Annotated in this window: 14 protein-coding genes; 11 read left to right on the forward strand and 3 right to left on the reverse strand. The window is 59.0% G+C overall.

Annotated elements, in window-relative coordinates; translation table 11 throughout:
- Nucleotides 1-104: 104 nt before the first annotated feature.
- Together hglS and GO007_RS07200 are read left to right on the forward strand one after the other, a co-directional pair.
- On the forward strand, nucleotides 105-1,448 hold the full coding sequence (hglS, locus tag GO007_RS07195) for a 2-oxoadipate dioxygenase/decarboxylase HglS (RefSeq protein WP_095097413.1): 1,344 nt from the start codon (nucleotides 105-107) through the stop codon (nucleotides 1,446-1,448).
- Nucleotides 1,449-1,490: 42 nt separating this feature from the next.
- The gene (locus tag GO007_RS07200; protein ID WP_095097416.1) at nucleotides 1,491-2,999 is read left to right on the forward strand and encodes a carboxylesterase/lipase family protein; all 1,509 of its coding nucleotides are present in this window, start codon (nucleotides 1,491-1,493) and stop codon (nucleotides 2,997-2,999) included.
- Here GO007_RS07200 and GO007_RS07205 read toward each other — a convergent pair.
- On the reverse strand, nucleotides 2,938-3,834 hold the full coding sequence (locus tag GO007_RS07205) for a LysR family transcriptional regulator (protein WP_095097419.1): 897 nt from the start codon (nucleotides 3,832-3,834) through the stop codon (nucleotides 2,938-2,940). The two genes, GO007_RS07200 and GO007_RS07205, sit on opposite strands and share 62 nt — an antisense overlap.
- Before the next feature lie 190 nt (nucleotides 3,835-4,024).
- On the opposite strand from GO007_RS07205, the gene ycaC reads away from it, so the two are divergent.
- From ycaC to rimL, 5 genes are all read left to right on the forward strand, one after another.
- The gene (gene ycaC, locus GO007_RS07210; protein WP_095097421.1) at nucleotides 4,025-4,648 is read left to right on the forward strand and encodes an isochorismate family cysteine hydrolase YcaC; all 624 of its coding nucleotides are present in this window, start codon (nucleotides 4,025-4,027) and stop codon (nucleotides 4,646-4,648) included.
- A gap of 144 nt (nucleotides 4,649-4,792) precedes the next feature.
- A complete protein-coding gene (locus GO007_RS07215) occupies nucleotides 4,793-5,962 on the forward strand; it encodes a pyridoxal phosphate-dependent aminotransferase (protein ID WP_095097424.1) in 1,170 nt (389 codons plus the stop codon).
- 11 nt (nucleotides 5,963-5,973) lie between these two features.
- Nucleotides 5,974-6,747, forward strand: a complete 774-nt coding sequence (locus tag GO007_RS07220) for an ABC transporter substrate-binding protein (protein ID WP_095097427.1) — start codon at nucleotides 5,974-5,976, stop codon at nucleotides 6,745-6,747.
- A gap of 190 nt (nucleotides 6,748-6,937) precedes the next feature.
- Nucleotides 6,938-8,593 (forward strand): glucan biosynthesis protein D, encoded by a 1,656-nt coding sequence (locus tag GO007_RS07225; protein ID WP_095097430.1) that lies wholly within the window; start codon nucleotides 6,938-6,940, stop codon nucleotides 8,591-8,593.
- A gap of 67 nt (nucleotides 8,594-8,660) precedes the next feature.
- Nucleotides 8,661-9,239, forward strand: coding sequence for a 50S ribosomal protein L7/L12-serine acetyltransferase (gene rimL / locus GO007_RS07230; protein ID WP_095097433.1), 579 nt, complete (start codon nucleotides 8,661-8,663; stop codon nucleotides 9,237-9,239).
- On the opposite strand, the gene ydcK is transcribed toward rimL, so the two are convergent.
- The gene (gene ydcK, locus GO007_RS07235; protein WP_095097436.1) at nucleotides 9,231-10,217 is read right to left on the reverse strand and encodes a YdcK family protein; all 987 of its coding nucleotides are present in this window, start codon (nucleotides 10,215-10,217) and stop codon (nucleotides 9,231-9,233) included. The genes rimL and ydcK overlap by 9 nt on opposite strands.
- Nucleotides 10,218-10,328: 111 nt before the next feature.
- Here ydcK and tehA point away from each other — a divergent pair, with 111 nt between their 5' ends.
- A complete protein-coding gene (gene tehA / locus GO007_RS07240) occupies nucleotides 10,329-11,327 on the forward strand; it encodes a dicarboxylate transporter/tellurite-resistance protein TehA (protein ID WP_095097439.1) in 999 nt (332 codons plus the stop codon).
- A 2-nt stretch (nucleotides 11,328-11,329) separates the two neighbouring features.
- A complete protein-coding gene (gene tehB, locus GO007_RS07245; RefSeq protein ID WP_095097442.1) occupies nucleotides 11,330-11,926 on the forward strand; it encodes a tellurite resistance methyltransferase TehB in 597 nt (198 codons plus the stop codon).
- Here tehB and pepT read toward each other — a convergent pair.
- Complete coding sequence (gene pepT, locus GO007_RS07250) at nucleotides 11,923-13,152, reverse strand: peptidase T (RefSeq protein WP_095097445.1); 1,230 nt, start codon at nucleotides 13,150-13,152, stop codon at nucleotides 11,923-11,925. The genes tehB and pepT overlap by 4 nt on opposite strands.
- A gap of 112 nt (nucleotides 13,153-13,264) precedes the next feature.
- Here pepT and GO007_RS07255 point away from each other — a divergent pair, with 112 nt between their 5' ends.
- Together GO007_RS07255 and GO007_RS07260 are read left to right on the forward strand one after the other, a co-directional pair.
- On the forward strand, nucleotides 13,265-14,857 hold the full coding sequence (locus tag GO007_RS07255; protein WP_095097448.1) for an ABC transporter substrate-binding protein: 1,593 nt from the start codon (nucleotides 13,265-13,267) through the stop codon (nucleotides 14,855-14,857).
- Between the two features lie 141 nt (nucleotides 14,858-14,998).
- Nucleotides 14,999-17,605 (forward strand): sigma 54-interacting transcriptional regulator, encoded by a 2,607-nt coding sequence (locus GO007_RS07260; protein WP_095097451.1) that lies wholly within the window; start codon nucleotides 14,999-15,001, stop codon nucleotides 17,603-17,605.
- Nucleotides 17,606-17,645: the final 40 nt, after the last annotated feature.

Below are 17,645 nucleotides of genomic sequence, written 5' to 3' on the forward strand. Positions count from 1 at the left end.
AAAGGGCAGGGGCAGGTTATCCGCATCACAGTTTGTAAATTCTTCCTGCTGGCGCGAGAGGCCTTCTCTACACTCCAGGAAGTATTCACTGGAGGTAAGACATCATGGCGAACACCATCACGGCTGATGAAATTCGGGAACATTTTTCACAGGCTATGTCGGCGATGTATCAGCAGGAAGTTCCGCAGTACGGGACGCTGCTCGAGCTGGTAGCGGACGTCAATCTGGCGGTGCTGGAGCACAATCCCAGGCTGCACGAGCAGCTGGCGAACGCCGATGAGCTGGCCCGGCTGAACGTTGAGCGCCACGGCGCAATCCGCGTCGGCACCGCGGAAGAGCTGGCGACGCTGCGCCGTATGTTTGCCATCATGGGGATGTTCCCCGTGAGCTATTACGATCTCTCCCAGGCCGGGGTGCCGGTCCATTCCACCGCCTTTCGCCCCGTGGATGACGCCGCGCTGGCGCGTAACCCGTTCCGTATTTTTACCTCGCTGCTGCGCCTGGAGCTGATCGCCAGCGACGAACTGCGTCAGCGGGCGGCGGAGATTCTGGCTAAGCGCGATATTTTTACCCCGCGCTGTCGGGCGCTGATTGCGCAGCACGAAGAGAGCGGCGCTTTCACGCCCGCTGAAGCGCGGGAGTTTGTGCGCGAGGCGCTGGAGACGTTCCGCTGGCATAGCCACGCCACGGTAGATGATGAAACCTATCACGCCCTGCAGAATGAACATCGGCTGATTGCCGACGTGGTCTGTTTCCCGGGCTGCCACATTAATCATCTGACGCCGCGCACGCTGGATATCGACCGGGTTCAGGCCCTGATGCCGGAGTGCGGCATCGTGCCGAAGGCGCTGATTGAAGGCCCGCCGCGCCGCGATGTGCCGATCCTGCTGCGCCAGACCAGCTTTAAAGCGCTGGAGGAGCCGGTGATTTTTGCCGGGGAGCATCGGGGCACCCACAGCGCGCGTTTTGGCGAAATCGAACAGCGCGGGATCGCGCTGACGCCGAAGGGGCGGGCGCTGTACGATCGCCTGCTGAACGAGGCCGGAGTCGGAAAGGACAACCTCCAGCATCAGCGCCACCTGCAGGATGTGTTCAGCCAGTTTCCGGACAGCGAGTTTCTGCTGCGCCAGCAGGGGCTGGCGTGGTTCCGCTATCGGCTGACGCCGGCGGGGGAAGCCCACCGCCATGCCTTCGGTCCCGGCGACGATCCGCAGCCGCTGATTGAGCGCGGCTGGCTGATTGCCCAACCGATTATTTATGAAGACTTTTTGCCGGTGAGCGCGGCGGGGATTTTCCAGTCTAATTTGGGTAACGAAACGCAGGCCCGCAGCCACGGCAACGCCAGCCGCGACGCCTTTGAAGCGGCGCTCGGCTGCCCGGTACTCGACGAGTTTGCGCTCTATCAGCAGGCGGAGGATCGCAGTAAACGGCGTTGCGGTCTGCTCTGAAACCGGTACTCTGCTGGCATAAACCGTAAAAGGAAGCAGGTCATGCAGAATCCGTCTACGCCTCTGGTGAAAACCCGGCAGGGCACTTTATCCGGGATCTCTGAGCAGGGGATTCATATCTGGCGCGGCATCCCCTACGCCGCGCCGCCGGTTGGCGAACTGCGCTGGCGCGCCCCGCGCCCGCCGGAGCGCTGGCAGGGCGTTCGCCGGGCCGACGCCTTCTCCGCCGCCAGCTGGCAGGACATTGAGTACTGCCGCGAGCTGGGAGGCGGCGATCCCGGCCGTTTCTCGGAAGACTGCTTATATCTCAACGTCTGGTCGCCCGCCGTCCGCACCCAGCCGCTGCCGGTAATGGTCTGGCTGCACGGCGGGGGCTTTACCATCGGCGCGGGCAGCCTGCCGCCGTACGATGGGCAGGCGCTGGCGGGCAGGGAGGTTGTGGTGGTGACGGTGAACTACCGGCTGGGGCATCTCGGCTTCTTCGCGCATCCGGCGCTGGAGGGCGAGGAGGGCGAGCCGGTGTATAACTTTGCGCTACTCGATCAAATTGCCGCCCTGCAGTGGGTGCAGGAGAACATCCACGTCTTCGGTGGGGATGCGGCAAACGTCACCCTGTTTGGTGAGTCAGCCGGCGCGCGAAGCGTGCTATCGCTGATGGTCTCGCCAAAGGCCAAGGGGCTGTTCCATAAAGCGATTATCCAAAGCGGCTATACGCTGCCGGACCTCCCGCGCGCCAGGGCGCTGGAGAAGGGGCGGCGGCTGGCGGAGCATTTTTCGCTGCCGGACGCCAGCGCGGAGCAGCTGCGGGCGATCCCCGCCGAGGCCTTCTGGCCGCTTACCGCGCCGCTGAGTATCGGCCCGGCGCCAATCGTCGGCGATGCGGTGCTGCCGCAGCCGATGCTGGAGACCTTCTTCGCCGGTCGTCAGCATCCGCTGCCGGTCATGATCGGCTCGAACAGCGACGAGGCCAGCGTGATGGCGGTCTTCGGCGTTGATATTGCCGGGCAGATCCAGAAGCTGCGCCGCGAGCGGCGCTTCGGCCTCGGGCTGATTAAACTGCTCTATCCCGGCGTTAAGGGCGACGCGGCGCTCGGCCGCGAAGTGTGCCGGGATATGGCGTTCACCACTCTTGGCTATGTGGTGATGCAGGCCCAGCAGCGGGTCGGACAGCCCTGCTGGCGCTATTGGTTCGACTACGTGCCGCAGGCCGCGGATGAAGCCTATCCGCACGGCGCGTGGCACGGGGACGAGGTTCCCTACGTCTTCGATACCCTCGCGCTCGCCGAGCCGGTACGCGGCTATGCCGATGATGGCGATAGGGCCTTTGCGGGGCAGATCGCCGACTACTGGGCCAGCTTCGCCCGCCTTGCCGGCAGCGGCTGCAGCGAGCTGCCGGGCCCGGTGCGCTGGCTGGCCTGCCGGCGCGGTCGCGACCGGCTGCTGCGTATCGGGCTGCATAAAAGGGTGGGGTTCAGGCTGGAGAACCGCTTTATGCGCGCGCGGCTGGCGCTGTTCCGCCGGGTGATGCGCCATCATGTGACTCTGGATTAACCAGCTCCTCGCGAAACCGCGCCAGGCCATCGGCTTTGCTCTGCGATGCCCGCACCAGCAGACGGTAGCTGGCGCCGGTTTTCACGCTGAGGGCGAAAGGGCGCAGCAGGCGGCCAACCCGCAGATCTTCCGCCACCAGCGTCGCATCGGCGATGGCGATCCCCAGCCCCTGCATGGCGGCGGTGATCGCCAGATCCATGGTATCGAAGTGCTGGTTTTTGCGCATCGCCAGCGGCGCATCGGGGGAGAACTGCGTCAGCCACAGCGACCAGTCGGTTTTATCCCGCGTCGGGTGTAAAAAAGTCGCGCCGTCGAGGCGGGCGTCGCACGGGGTGCTGCCGCTGATGACCGGCGTCAGCGCCTCTTCGAACAGCAGATCGCCGGCGCTTTGATGGGTGCCAAAAACGATCGCCGCATCGTAGGGCTCCGTTTTGAAGTTAACGCTATGTTCGGTGGTGGTGGTCAGGGCGATCTGCAGCTCCGGGTGGCGCTGCTCTATCGCCACCAGCTTTGGCACCAGCCAGCGGATGGCGCAGGTCGGCGCCTTCAGGCGCACCACCGTTTGCTGCTGGCGGGCCTGTTCGGCGACGGTCACCAGGCGGCCAAACGCCGACTGGAGCTCCGGGTAGAGGGCGCTGCCCTGGGGCGACAGGCGCAGCCCGCGCGCGTGGCGTTCAAAAAGCGGAAAACCGAACCAACCCTCCAGCGCCGCAATCTGGCGGCTCACCGCGCCCTGGGTCAGGCACAGCTCCCGCGCGGCGTGGGTCAGGTTGAGGTGTCTGGCGGTGACCAGAAAGGTCTCTACGGTATTAAAAGGCAGGGCGCTTCGCGACATGTCGTCTCCAGCTATGCATTTTGATCATAGGCAGTATGCCACGCTTCGTTCCGGGAATGGGACAATGCGTTGCACTTTCGCCGACTAATCAGCGGCCCGCGGTTAAACTACTATCAGCCTTATTGCGCAAGCATCTGCCAGAGCGCCCGCTCTGGCAGGGATCGCCTGATGTTGATATGAGGAAAAGATCATGGCTAAACCGTACGTCCGTCTGGATAAGAGTAATGCAGCAGTGCTGCTGGTCGACCATCAAACCGGGCTGCTATCGCTGGTGCGCGATATCGACCCGGATAAATTCAAGAACAACGTCCTCGCCCTTGGCGACCTGGCAAAATACTTCGGCCTGCCCACGATCCTGACCACCAGTTTTGAAAATGGCCCCAACGGCCCGCTGGTGCCTGAGCTGAAAGCGCAGTTCCCGGATGCGCCCTATATCGCCCGCCCGGGCAATATTAACGCCTGGGATAACGAAGATTTCGTCAACGCGGTGAAAGCGACCGGCAAGAAGCAGCTGATTATCGCCGGGGTGGTCACCGAGGTATGCGTGGCGTTTCCGGCGCTGTCGGCCATCGAAGAGGGCTTTGATGTCTTCGTGATAACCGACGCCTCGGGGACTTTTAATCCGATTACCCGCGATGCCGCATGGGATCGCATGTCGCAGGCCGGCGTGCAGCTGATGTCGTGGTTTGGCGCAGCCTGTGAGCTGCATCGCGACTGGAGAAATGATATTGAAGGGCTGGGGACGCTGTTCTCTAATCACATCCCGGATTATCGCAACCTGATGACCAGCTTTAACACCTTAACCAACAAGTAGTTCCTGCCACGGCCGGCCAGCGGCTGGCCGTTCTTCACCCTCAGCCATGATCAAAGCTCATGGCTACTATGACAACAATTCGTTTGTCGCCGTCAGCACCTTTAGATTGAATGGTTATGCAAATATAATGAGAAAGGATTAACCATGCGTCTCAGTTCTCCGGTGACCACCCGCTCCAAACTACCCGATGTCGGCACGACCATTTTTAGCGTAATCGGCCAGCTCTCCGCGCAGCATAATGCGATCAACCTTTCTCAGGGGGCGCCCAATTTTGCCTGCGATAGCCGGCTGGTTGAGGGGGTGACGCGGGCGATGGCCGCAGGGCATAACCAGTATGCGCCGATGACCGGGCTGCGCGTGCTGAAAGAGCGCATCGCCGAGAAAATCGCCGCGCTCTACGGCACCCGCTACCACGTTGACGACGAAGTGCTGATTACCGCCAGCGCCAGCCAGGGGCTCTACTCCGCCATCGGCGGGCTGGTGCATCCCGGCGATGAGGTTATCTATTTCGAGCCGGCGTTCGACAGCTACGGGCCGATCGTCCGCCTGCAGGGCGCCACGCCGGTGGCGATCAAGCTGACGGTGCCCGATTTTGCCATCGACTGGGACGAAGTCGCCGCCGCCATCACGCCGCGGACGCGGATGATCGTGATCAACACGCCACACAATCCCAGCGGCCAGGTGCTCTCCGCCGACGATTTAGCCCGCCTGGCGGCGCTGACCCGCAATACCGATATCGTTATTTTGTCGGATGAGGTGTATGAGCACGTGGTCTTCGACGGGGCGCAGCACCACGGGATGGCCACCCATCCGCAGCTGGCGGAGCGCAGCGTAATCGTCTCTTCCTTCGGTAAAACCTATCACGTGACCGGCTGGCGGGTGGGCTACTGCGTCGCGCCGGCGGCGCTGATGGATGAAATCTGCAAGGTCCACCAGTTTCTGATGTTTTCGGCCGATACGCCGATGCAGTACGCGTTTGCTGAGCAGATGACCGACCCGCAATCCTGGCTGGGGCTGGCGGCGTTTTATCAGCAAAAGCGCGATCTGCTTCAGCGGCAGCTGGCGGATTCGCCGTTCCGCCTGTTGCCGAGCGCCGGCTCCTTCTTCATGCTGGCGGACTATAGCCACTTCAGCGACGAAAGCGACAGCGAGATGGTGAAGAGGCTGATCGTCGACTACGGCGTCGCCACTATTCCGCTGTCGGCGTTTTACGCAGATGGTACTGATAACAAACTGATTCGCCTCTCTTTTGCTAAAGATGAAGCCACGTTACGGGCCGGCGCGCAGGCGCTGTGTCACGTTAAGCCGCGTTGAGGAGCCACACGATGAAAATAAAATCCCTTACCCTCGCTTTGGGGATGATTTGCACCTTCTCTTCGCTTGCCGCCAGCGAATTACGCTACGGCGTGGAAGCGGAATATCCGCCGTTTGAAAGCCGCAATACGGCCGGGGAGCTGGAAGGTTTCGATATTGATCTCGGAAATGCCATTTGCCAGGCGGCCCAGCTGCAGTGCAGCTGGGTGGAGACCTCGTTTGATGCACTGATCCCGGGGCTGGTGGCGAAGAAATTCGACGCGATTAACTCGGCGATGAACATTACCGAACAGCGGCGCAAGAGCATCGACTTTACCCAGCCGATCTACCGCATCCCGTCGCAGCTGGTAGGGAAAGCCGACAGCGGCATGCAGGCCACTCCTGAAGGGCTGAAGGGGAAAACCATCGGCGTGCTGCAGGGGTCGATTCAGGAAACCTATGCCAAAGAGCATTGGGAAAAACACGGCGTCAGCGTAGTCTCCTATAAAGACCAGAATATGGCGTGGGCCGACCTGCTAAACGGGCGCATCGACGCTTCGCTGGTGATGTCCGCCGCCGGGCAGGCCGGTTTCCTCAGCAAGCCGCAGGGCAAAGGCTTTGGCTTTATCGGCAAACCGGTTGCTGACGATACGATCCTCGGCAGCGGGATTGGCTACGGTCTGCGCAAGGGCGATGAGGCGACGAAAAAGCAGCTCGATGCGGCGATTGATAAAGTGCGCGCCGACGGCACCATCGCCCGGCTGGCGGCGAAATACTTCCCGGGCATCGACGTCAGCGTGAAATAGTGCGTCATTCTCCCGCCGGTTTATCCGGCGGAGAATTCAGTCTGGTCCGGTGGACATATTTTTTTCACGTTTTTTCTGTCGCCAACAATTGGATTATTAATCGTTTTTGTCTAGAGTGAGCGAAATTCACGACGCATCTGTTTGTCGCGTTGCCTTTCAATTGGCACAACAGAAGGACGCTTTCTCAGGCATGAACCGCAGACGTTTTCTTAAATCTTCCATGGCAGTTGCCGCCGTATGCGGGACGTCAGGAGTCGCCTCTCTTTTCTCAAAAGCCGCGCTTGCTGAAGAATCAGGCATCGCCGATGGGCTGACGCGCCGCTTTGACTTCTCCGTGTTACAAGGGATGGCCCACGATCTCTCCCGTCAGCCCTGGGGCGGCGCTCCGCGCGACCTGCCGCCGACGCTGGCGAATCTGACGCCGCAGGCCTATAACAGCATCCAGTACGATGCCGGGCACTCGCTGTGGAACAACATCGAAGATCGCCAGCTGGATATCCAGTTCTTCCACGTCGGAATGGGCTTTCGCCGCCGGGTGCGCATGTTCTCCCTCGATACGCAGAGCCACCAGGCGCGTGAAATTCACTTCCGTCCGGAGCTGTTTAACTACAACGATGCCGGCGTAGACACCAAACAGCTGGTAGGGCAGACCGACCTCGGCTTCGCCGGGTTCCGCGCCTTCAAAGCGCCGGAGCTGGCGCGTCGCGATATCGTGGCGTTCCTCGGCGCAAGCTACTTCCGCGCGGTGGACAGCACTTACCAGTACGGGCTCTCCGCCCGCGGTCTGGCGGTGGATACCTTTACCGACACGCCGGAAGAGTTCCCGGACTTTACCTCGTTCTGGTTTGAAACCGTCAAGCCGGGCGCCACCGTCTTTACCGTTTACGCGCTGCTCGACAGCCCGAGCGTAACCGGCGCATACAAGTTTGTGATCAACTGCCAGGAGACGCAGGTGATCATGGATGTGGAGAACCACATCTACGCCCGCAAGGATATCAAGCAGCTCGGCATCGCGCCGATGACCAGCATGTTCAGCTGCGGCAACAACGAGCGGCGGACCTGCGATACCATCCACCCGCAAATTCACGACTCCGATCGTCTCGCCATGTGGCGCGGCAACGGCGAGTGGGTATGCCGCCCGCTGAACAACCCGCAGAAGCTGCAGTTCAACGCCTTCCAGGATAAAAACCCGCGCGGTTTCGGCCTGCTGCAGCTCGACCGCGATTTCTCGCACTATCAGGACATTATGGGCTGGTACAACAAGCGCCCAAGCCTGTGGGTCGAGCCGCGTAATCAGTGGGGCAAGGGGGCGGTAAGCCTGATGGAGATCCCGACCACCGGCGAGACGCTGGATAATATCGTCTGCTTCTGGCAGCCGGAAAAAGCGATCAAGGCGGGCGATGAGCTGGACTTCAGCTACCGCCTCTACTGGAGCGCGCAGCCGCCGGTCCGTTCGCCGCTGGCCCGCGTGCTGGCCACCCGCACCGGTATGGGCGGCTTCCCGGAAGGCTGGGCGCCGGGCGAGCACTATCCGGACAAGTGGGCCCGCCGCTTCGCGATTGATTTTGTCGGTGGAGACCTGAAGGCCGCGGCGCCGAGAGGCATCGAGCCGGTGATCACCCTCTCTAACGGCGAGGCGAAGCAGGTCGAAATCCTCTACGTCGAACCGTTTGACGGCTACCGCATCCTGTTCGACTGGTATCCGACTAACGACTCCACCGACCCGGTAGAGATGCGCATGTTCCTGCGCTGTCAGGGCGATGCGATCAGCGAAACCTGGCTGTATCAGTATTTCCCGCCCGCTGCGGACGAGCGTCGCTACGTCGATGACCGGGTGATGAAGTAACCGTCCTGCAGGCCAACCTGCCCGAACGCGCGCAGGTCGGCCTGCGCGCAGTGAGTGAGAGAGTGCGATGACCACAGAAAATACCCCCGCCGCGGAAGAGATCGTCGTGAACGACCGGCTGGTGCTGCGCGCCGTCGATGAACGTTACGTCACCGTCCTGCACCAGCTGGTGGAAAAAAACAAACGCTGGCTCCAGCACTCGCTGAGCTGGCCGACAGAGGTGCGCGGCGAAGATGAAACCCGGCGGCACGTGCAGGGCAACGTCATGCTGCATCAGCGCGGCTACGCCAAAATGTTCCTGCTGTTCCTGCAGGATGAGATGGTCGGCGTCCTGTCGTTTAACCAGATTGAACCGATCAATAAGACGGCCTATATCGGCTACTGGATTGACGAAAGCCATCAGGGGCAGGGGCTGCTCTCACAGGCGCTGCAGGCCTTTATAGATTACTATGCGCGCAGCGGCGTTGTTCGCCGCTTCGTGATTAAGTGCCGGGTGGCCAACCACAAAAGTAATCAGGTGGCCCTGCGCAATGGATTCACCCTCGAAGGCTGTCTGCAGCAGGCTGAATACCTGAACGGCTCCTATGACGACCAGAATATCTACGGGCGGATTATCGATTGTCACCCCGGCCAGGATTCACGGTGACAGAAATCCGGCCAACGGCGTGCGGGTAATATGCTCGTCGCCGTTGATCACCTTGCGGCCGCGCAGATGAATCGCATCTCCGCTGCTGGCTTCAATCAGCGCATGATCGGTAATTTCCACCTGATGCTCGATCACCACGTCGCCGCTGATGCAGGCGTGGCCCTGAATTAGCACTTCATCATCCAGCAGAATGGGGCCGCCGCAGAGCCGGGCGTGGCCGCCCACCATCACCCGATGCTTGAGCAGGCAGTTGCCCTCAACCACGGCGTTTTCCGCCACCTGCGAGCTGTAGCGTAGGGTCGGGATGGCATCCTCTTCGCGCCCGGCGATAAGCCGCGCATGGTCATACACTCGCGCATTATCGCAAACCCAGACGTCGTTAATCTCATTGCCCTCCAGCCGGGCGTGGTCGAAAATCTCCGCCCGATGCTCAACAAAGGCCCGTTCGACGAAGGCGTCGCCGTAAATTTGCGCCTGATGGACGATCCGCGAGGCGCTGACCGTGGCCCGCTGGTAAATTTGCAGGATTTTATCACCGTCGCCGGTGAGGCCCTGAGCGGCGATAATCAGGCAGCGGGGAAGGATCCGCGCCTCGTCGGCCAGCCGGCAGTGGCCGCGTATCTCAGAACCGGTCACGGTGACGTTGTCACTAATATGGGCGTGGTGACTGACGCGGGCGTCCTCCAGCCGGGCATTGCCGCCGATGAGGGCGCAGTGGCTGACGGTGCAGGTGCCGCTGAGCCGCGCGTTGCCTTCAACCCGCGCTCCGGCGAAAACGGCGCTGTTGGCGTCGTAGATCCAGCACTCTCCCTCCTGGCTCAGGGCCGCCTCGTCGTCCAGCCAGCCGCCCTCGCTGCCGCTTTTGACGTCGGCGAAATCACGTAAGGCCACAATTTGCCGCAGATTTACGCTATGTTTAACCCCGTCCTGCTGGTAGTGAAACTGGCGAACCTGCGAGCCCAGGCAATATTTATTCATCAGCGGCTCCCTTTACTTTTGCTTAACACAAACATAGCAAAAATCTCCGTAGCGCGTTTTTGAAGGTTCTTTTAAAATGCACCTTAAAGATAAATTGAAAAATTAAATAAAATGAATAAAAAAGAGTCGGAGCAGCGGGTGCTGAATCTACCTGCGGGCTATTTCGGGATGGTTCTGGGCATTATTGGAATGGGTTTCGCGTGGCGCTATGCCAGCACTATCTGGCCGCTAAGCCGCAGCGTTGGCGATGGTCTGGTGCTGCTGGCGGCCGCAATATGGGCGCTGCTGGCGGCCGCTTTTATCACCCGCGCGGTGCGCTTTCCGGGGAGCGTGCGTCAGGAGATGCGCCACCCGGTCGCCAGCAGCTTCGTCAGCCTGTTTCCGGCGACCACCATGCTGGTCTCTATCGGCTTCGTGCCGTGGTGCCGCCCGCTCTCGCTGGGGCTGTTTATCGTCGGCGTGGCGCTGCAGCTCTCCTATTCGGCCTGGCAAAGCGCCGGGCTGTGGCGCGGCAGACACCCCAGCGACGCGACGACGCCGGGTCTGTATCTGCCGACGGTGGCCAATAACTTCATCAGCGCTATGGCCTGCGGCGCGCTGGGCTTTAACGATGCCGGGCTGGTTTTCCTTGGCGCCGGGATTTTCTCCTGGCTGAGCCTGGAGCCGGTCATTTTGCAGCGGCTGCGCAGCGACGGCGAGCTGCCTGCCGCTCTGCGCACTTCGCTGGGCATTCAGCTGGCGCCCGCGCTGGTTGCCTGTAGCGCCTGGCTGAGCGTCAACGGCGGGGAGGCGGACACCTTCGCTAAGCTGCTGTTCGGCTACGGCCTGCTGCAGCTGCTGTTTATGCTGCGTCTGATGCCGTGGTATCTGCAGCAGTCGTTCAACGCCTCGTTCTGGAGCTTCTCGTTCGGTATCTCGGCGCTGGCGACGACCGGGCTGCATCTTGGGCATAGCCAGCCGAACGGCTTTTTCCACTTTTTGGCTATCCCGCTGTTCGTCTTTACCAATCTGATTATCGGGCTGCTGTTGATTCGCACTTTCCTGCTGCTGGTGCGCGGTAAGCTGCTGATCCGCGTTGAGCGCGCCACTCTGTTAAAAAATAAGGATTAAGCATGACTATCCGTGACGAAAACTACTTTACTGAAAAATATGGTATGACCCGCACCCACTCCGAAGTGGTGCACGCCGCGACGCTGATGCAGCCGGGCAAAACGCTGGATCTCGGCTGCGGTAACGGGCGCAACAGCCTCTATCTGGCGGCCAACGGTTTTGAGGTTACCGCCTGGGATAAAAATCCGGCGAGCATCGATAATCTGGAGTCCATCCGGGCGCAGGAGGGGATTGATAACCTGCAGTCGGCGATCAAGGACCTCAATACTCTGAGCTTCGACGGCGAGTACGATTTTATTCTCTCCACCGTGGTGATGATGTTCCTCGAAGCGAAAACCATCCCCGGCCTGATCGCCAATATGCAGCGCTGCACCAGGCCGGGCGGCTATAACCTGATCGTGGCGGCGATGGATACCGAAGATTATCCGTGTACCGTTGGCTTCCCGTTCGCCTTTAAACCGGAAGAACTGCGCAACTATTACGCCGGCTGGACGTTCCTCAGGTACAACGAAGAGGTCGGTGAGCTGCACCGCACCGACGCCAACGGTAATCGTATCAAGCTGCGCTTCGCCACCATGCTGGCGCGGAAACCGGCCTAGCGCGCCGCCAGCAGGCAGAGCTGGAACGCGGTGTGGTAAGAGGCCTCAAAGGCGCGTAGCGGCAGAAACTCGAATTTTGAGTGGAAGTTGTGCGCGCCGGTAAAGAAGTTCGGCGTCAGCAGGCCTTTGGCCGACAGCGCGGCGCCGTCGGTGCCGCCGCGCATCGGCGTCGGCCTGGGCGTAATCCCCAGGCTCTCCATCGCGGTAAACAGCAGGTCGATGGCCCGGCGGTCCTCCCCCAGCGCATTGCTGATATTGCTGTAGGTATCGCTCACCTGGAAGTCAACTTTTGCCGTTGGATACCGCGCGGCGATTTTGGCCGCCACCTCGCCGATCTGCTGCTTGCGGCGGTTAAAGCCGTCGAGGTCAAAATCGCGAATGCTGGCCTGCAGCAGGGCGCTGCTTTGGTCCCCCTGAATACCGTTAAACCACACGTAGCCTTCGCGTCCGGCGGTGTGTTCGGGGGTCTGCTGGCGATCGAAGTGGCTGATGTACTCGGTGGCCATCAGCAGGGGATTGACCAGCACGCCTTTCGCCGACATCGGATGCGCGGTGACGCCGGTAAAGCGGATTTCCGCCGCCGCGGCGTTGAAGTTCTCATAGACAATCTCCCCCAGCTCGCAGCAGTCGATGGTCCACGCGAAATCGACGGCGAAACGGTTAAGGTCGAGCGCCTTGGCGCCGCGCAGGCCGACTTCTTCATCCGGGACGAACGCCACCACGATATCGCCGTGGCGGTCCTGCGGCGTCAGGCTTTCCAGCACCGTCATCACCACCGTCACCGCCGACTTGTTATCGGCCCCCAGCACGCTGGTGCCGTCGCTGAAAATAATCTCTTCCCCAGGATAGGCGAGGATCTCCGGATGTTCGGCAACCCGCAGCCAGATCTCTTTTTCCGCATTCAGGCACAGGTCTTCACCGTTGAAGCGCAGGATCTGCGGGTGAATATCCGGCGACAGCCCGACGTCTACGGTATCGATATGGGTGATAAAACCGATCCTCGGCGCCCCGGGAACGTTGCCTCTCTTCACCGCGGTGACGGTCGCATGCTCATCAATTTCGATATCGTCCAGGCCCAGCTGACGCAGCTCCTGCGCCAGCTCGCGGGCCATCTCGTGCTGTCCTGCGGTGGTCGGTAGCGTGGTGGCACGAGGGTCGCTTTGGCTGCTGATCGCGAGGTAGCGGAAGAAGCGCTGGGTGAGCCGTTCGGCGAGTGGAGATGACATAGTCGTTCCTTATTTATTATTTTTTCAGGTGTTTGCAATCAGGCTTTAGTGTTATGTATGGATAAGAAAACAACAAGCTATTCATTAGCTGACAAATTAAAAAGGAAACCCAATGCAACGCAAACTCACAACGCTTGCCCTGGCATTCGCCGCTTTGACGGTTAGTTCCACCGTCGCGGGCAAAACCCTGGTTTACTGCTCCGAAGGATCGCCGGAGAACTTCAATCCTCAACTCTACACCTCCGGTACCAGCGTCGACGCCAGCGCGGTCCCGGTGTATAACCGGCTGGTGGACTTTAAGGTGGGCACCACCGAGCTGCAGCCGAGCCTCGCCGAAAGCTGGGAGGTCAGCGAAGATGGCAAAACCTACACCTTCCATTTGCGCAAGGGCGTGAAGTTTCAAAGCAACAAGTATTTTACCCCCACGCGCGACTTTAATGCCGATGACGTTATCTTCTCCTTTATGCGGCAAAAGGACGCGAAGCATCCTTACCATAACGTCTCCAACGGCAACTATTCCAATTTTGAAAGCCTCGAATTTGGTCAGCTGATTACGGCGATTGACAAGCCTGATGAATATACGGTGCGCTTTACCTTAGCCCATCCTGAAGCGCCGTTTGTTGCCGATCTTGGCTGGTATTTCGCCTCTATTCTGTCGGCGGAGTATGCCGATGCGATGCTTAAAGCGGGCACTCCGGAGCGCGTCGACAACGATCCAATCGGCACCGGGCCGTTTAAGCTCGCCCAGTATCAAAAAGATTCGCGCATTCTTTATACCGCCTTCCCGGAATATTGGCAGGGCAAAGCGAAGATCGACCGCCTGATATTTAGCATTACTCCGGACGCCTCGGTGCGTTACGCCAAACTGGAAAAGAACGAGTGCCAGGTTATGCCGTTCCCTAACCCGGCGGATCTGCCGAGAATGAAGGAAAATAATAATATTAATTTGCTGAGTAAGGCGGGTCTGAATACCGGATTCCTTGCTTTCAATACCCAAAAGCCGCCGCTGGATAATGTCAAAGTGCGCCAGGCGCTGGCGCTGGCGATTAATAAACCGGCGATTATCGAAGCCGTATTCCACGGCACCGGTACGGTGGCGAAAAATCTGCTGCCGCCGGGCGTCTGGAGCGCGGACGCGGAGCTGAAAGATTATGACTATGACCCGCAAAAAGCCAAAGCGCTGCTGCAGGAAGCGGGGATGGCCAACGGCCTGACTATCGACCTGTGGGCGATGCCGGTCCAGCGCCCGTATAACCCCAACGCTAAGCGCATGGCGGAGATGATTCAGGCGGACTGGGCGAAAATCGGCGTGCAGACCAAAATCACGACCTACGAGTGGGGGGAATACCTCAAGCGCGTTAAGGACGGCGAGCATCAGGCGGCCCTGATGGGCTGGACTACCGCCACCGGCGATCCGGATAACTTCTTCGGGCCGCTGTTTACCTGCCAGTCGGCCAACGGCGGCTCCAACTCGGCGAAGTGGTGCTATCAGCCGTTCGATAAGCTGATTAGCGAGGCGAAATCGATAAGCGATCGTCCCCAGCGCGAGGCGCTCTACAAGCAGGCGCAGCAGATGATGCACGATCAAATGCCGGCGGTCATGATTGCCCACTCGACTATTTTTGAACCGGTGCGCAAAGATGTTTCCGGCTATGAGATTGACCCTTTTGGTAAGCATATTTTTTATCAGGTTGATATAAAATAAACTCCGCCCGGCCTGGAAACAGGCCGGGCGTTTTTTATTGAAACTGTGAGATGGATTGGTTTCACACCGCTGACTTCTTGCTAAAGCCCGTTTAAAGCAACATGGTGCCCATCTGGAATGCCGGGAACTGCGGGTGAAACGATGTCAGCCAAAGAAAATCTTTATCGCAAACTGAATACCCTTTATCGCGATGGCGTATCAGGATTTACCACGCGTGATTGTGAATCCTTTACGTCCGCGAGCCGCAGCGTTATTAGTCTTTATCTCAATCAGCTTTGCGATGAAGGTTATTTGCGCAAAGAGGCCACGCGCCCCGTGCGCTTCTGGCTAACGGACCGCATACCTTCCGTCGCCGATGATGAGCCGCAGAGCCCCGGCGTATTCCAGTCGCTGATTGGCGCCAACGGTAGCCTGAAACATGCCGTTGAGCTGTGCCTCGCCGCGGTCAGCTATCCCGACGGCGGCCTGCCGGTATTGATTACGGGGGAAAGCGGCGTCGGCAAAAGTTACCTGGCGCAATTGCTGCACCAGCACGCGGGAACGGTGGGGATTATCTCATCGCAGGTAAAACTAATAGAACTAAACTGTGCCGATTACGCTAATAACCCGGAACTCTTGTCCGGGACCCTGTTTGGTTATATCAAAGGTGCCTTTACCGGCGCGGAAAAAAACAAATCCGGCCTGCTCGATGAGGCCGACGGCGGTTTTCTTTTTCTCGATGAAATACATCGTCTGTCGGCGGAGAACCAGGAAAAGCTCTTTTTATTTATGGATAAAGGCTATTTTTATCGTTTGGGGGATAACCGCCAGCCCCATCATGCGAAGGTTCGCTTTTTATTTGCGACGACTGAAAATAGTGAAAACGTACTGCTGACCACCTTCCTGCGGCGTATTCCCGTTACCGTTGAGCTACCCGGCTGGAACGCGCGCCCCTATATGGAACGGCTGGCGCTTATCTCACATTTTTTTGCCCGGGAAGCCCGGCGTTTTAAGCAGCGGGTCCATGTTGACGGTGCGCTGATCCGTCAGCTGCTCGCCACCCCGGCAAAAGGTAATATCGGTGAGCTAAAGAATCGCATCAAAGTTCTTTGCGCCTCGGCATGGGCGCAGCGCGGAGCGGAGGAGATAACTATCCGCAGCGCATCCGGCGTTCGCGGCGAGCACGATACGGTAACGTTTAGCGAGGGAGATGACGGGACGCTACCCGTAGATCTTCTGGCAACCTCCTGGATCACCCGCGATGAACAGCTGCTGGAGAATTTTTGTCGCGCCGCCAACGTGCCGCTGTTCGTCAATAAGCTGGAGGAGCATGCGAGCCTGCCCGGAGGCAATCTGTACCACGGGATCGTCTGGCAGCTGGTGCGGGATACGCTGCAGGAGTTTAGCGAGTTAACCGGTATTTCCGTTCCGGCAACGGCGGAGAAAGCGGTCTTTCATAGCCTGCAGTGGTGCCTGAGCAGGGAGGTCGATCCCGACAGCGTCGGGCGGCTCATCGGCGTGACCGGATATGTTCCTCAGCGGGCCCGGCTGCTGGCGGATGAATGTATTACCCTGTTTGCCAAACAGTTTCCCCGCACGCAGCTCGCCCTGATGAAACCACTGCTCAGCGCTATTTTTTATCATCAGATCGAGTCCGCGCCGCTGATTCAGGGCATCGTTGTCGCGCACGGGCGCGCGACGGCCTCAAGTATTGCCGGTACCGCCAACCGTCTGTTAGGCGGGTTCTACCTTAAGGCGTTTGATATGCCGCTGTCGGTGAATACCCGAGGCATTATTTCCCATCTGACCACCTGGATTAATCAGCTGGAAGAGCAGCACGGCATGATTATTCTGGTCGATATGGGATCGCTGCAGGATATTTATAGCGAAATAAAGCTGCATATTCAGGGCGACCTGCTGGTGATGAACAACGTCAGCACCTCAATGGCGCTGGATATTGCGGGAAAAATTCAGCATCAGCTGTCGATGAAGGCCGTTGTCGATAGTATTAAAGGCGCATGGGAGGTGGAGGCTCGCTACTATTCCGGCCTGCTGCAGGGCAATAAGATTATTATCTCCTGTATTTCCGGTGAGGGCGTATCGCGCCAGCTGCAAGAAATCACCCGCCGCTATATTGCTGATGAAACGCTGGAAATTGTGACCATGGAGTATGACGATCTGAAGTGGAAACTCTCGAAAGCCGATAGCGCCTTGTACGGCACGCGTTTACTGATCACCACCACCGAGCTTAATGCCGGCTATATTCCGCAGGTTAATACCCGACAGCTGATAAATGATAAGCCGGAACTGCTATGGAGGAACTATTTTTCAGATTTGCTCACCGCGGATGAGCTGCAAAAGATGATTGATGACATCGTCATTCTTTTTACCCTCGAAGGGGTGGTGAGTCATCTTACTTTTCTCAACCCGAATATCATCATTGAGGAAGTGGAGCAGGTTGTTAAGTATTTCGAGCTGAGCTACAGCATTCATTTTGAAAGCTATCTGAGAATCAATCTTTTTATGCATCTGGCGGCGTTAATTGAACGCCTGCTGACTCATGACGGCCTGACCCACCGCGATGCGTTTGAACTTAACGAACGCCAGCAGCGCTTTATGGCCCTGGTTCCGGATGCATTCCGCACGCTGATTAATAAATATCGTATCTCGCTGACAACCACTGAAGCGTTGATGATTTATGAACTGATGGAGCCGTGGATCGCGCTGCCCGAAGAGGAAGTGTTGAAAACAGGGCTGAATAGTGTTTAACGAAAAATTAACCTTAAACACTACCATTAACTTGTTGATA

Origin of the sequence: Klebsiella sp. 10-1 (assembly GCF_009758445.1) — a bacterium.
Lineage (GTDB): Bacteria > Pseudomonadota > Gammaproteobacteria > Enterobacterales > Enterobacteriaceae > Klebsiella > Klebsiella scottii.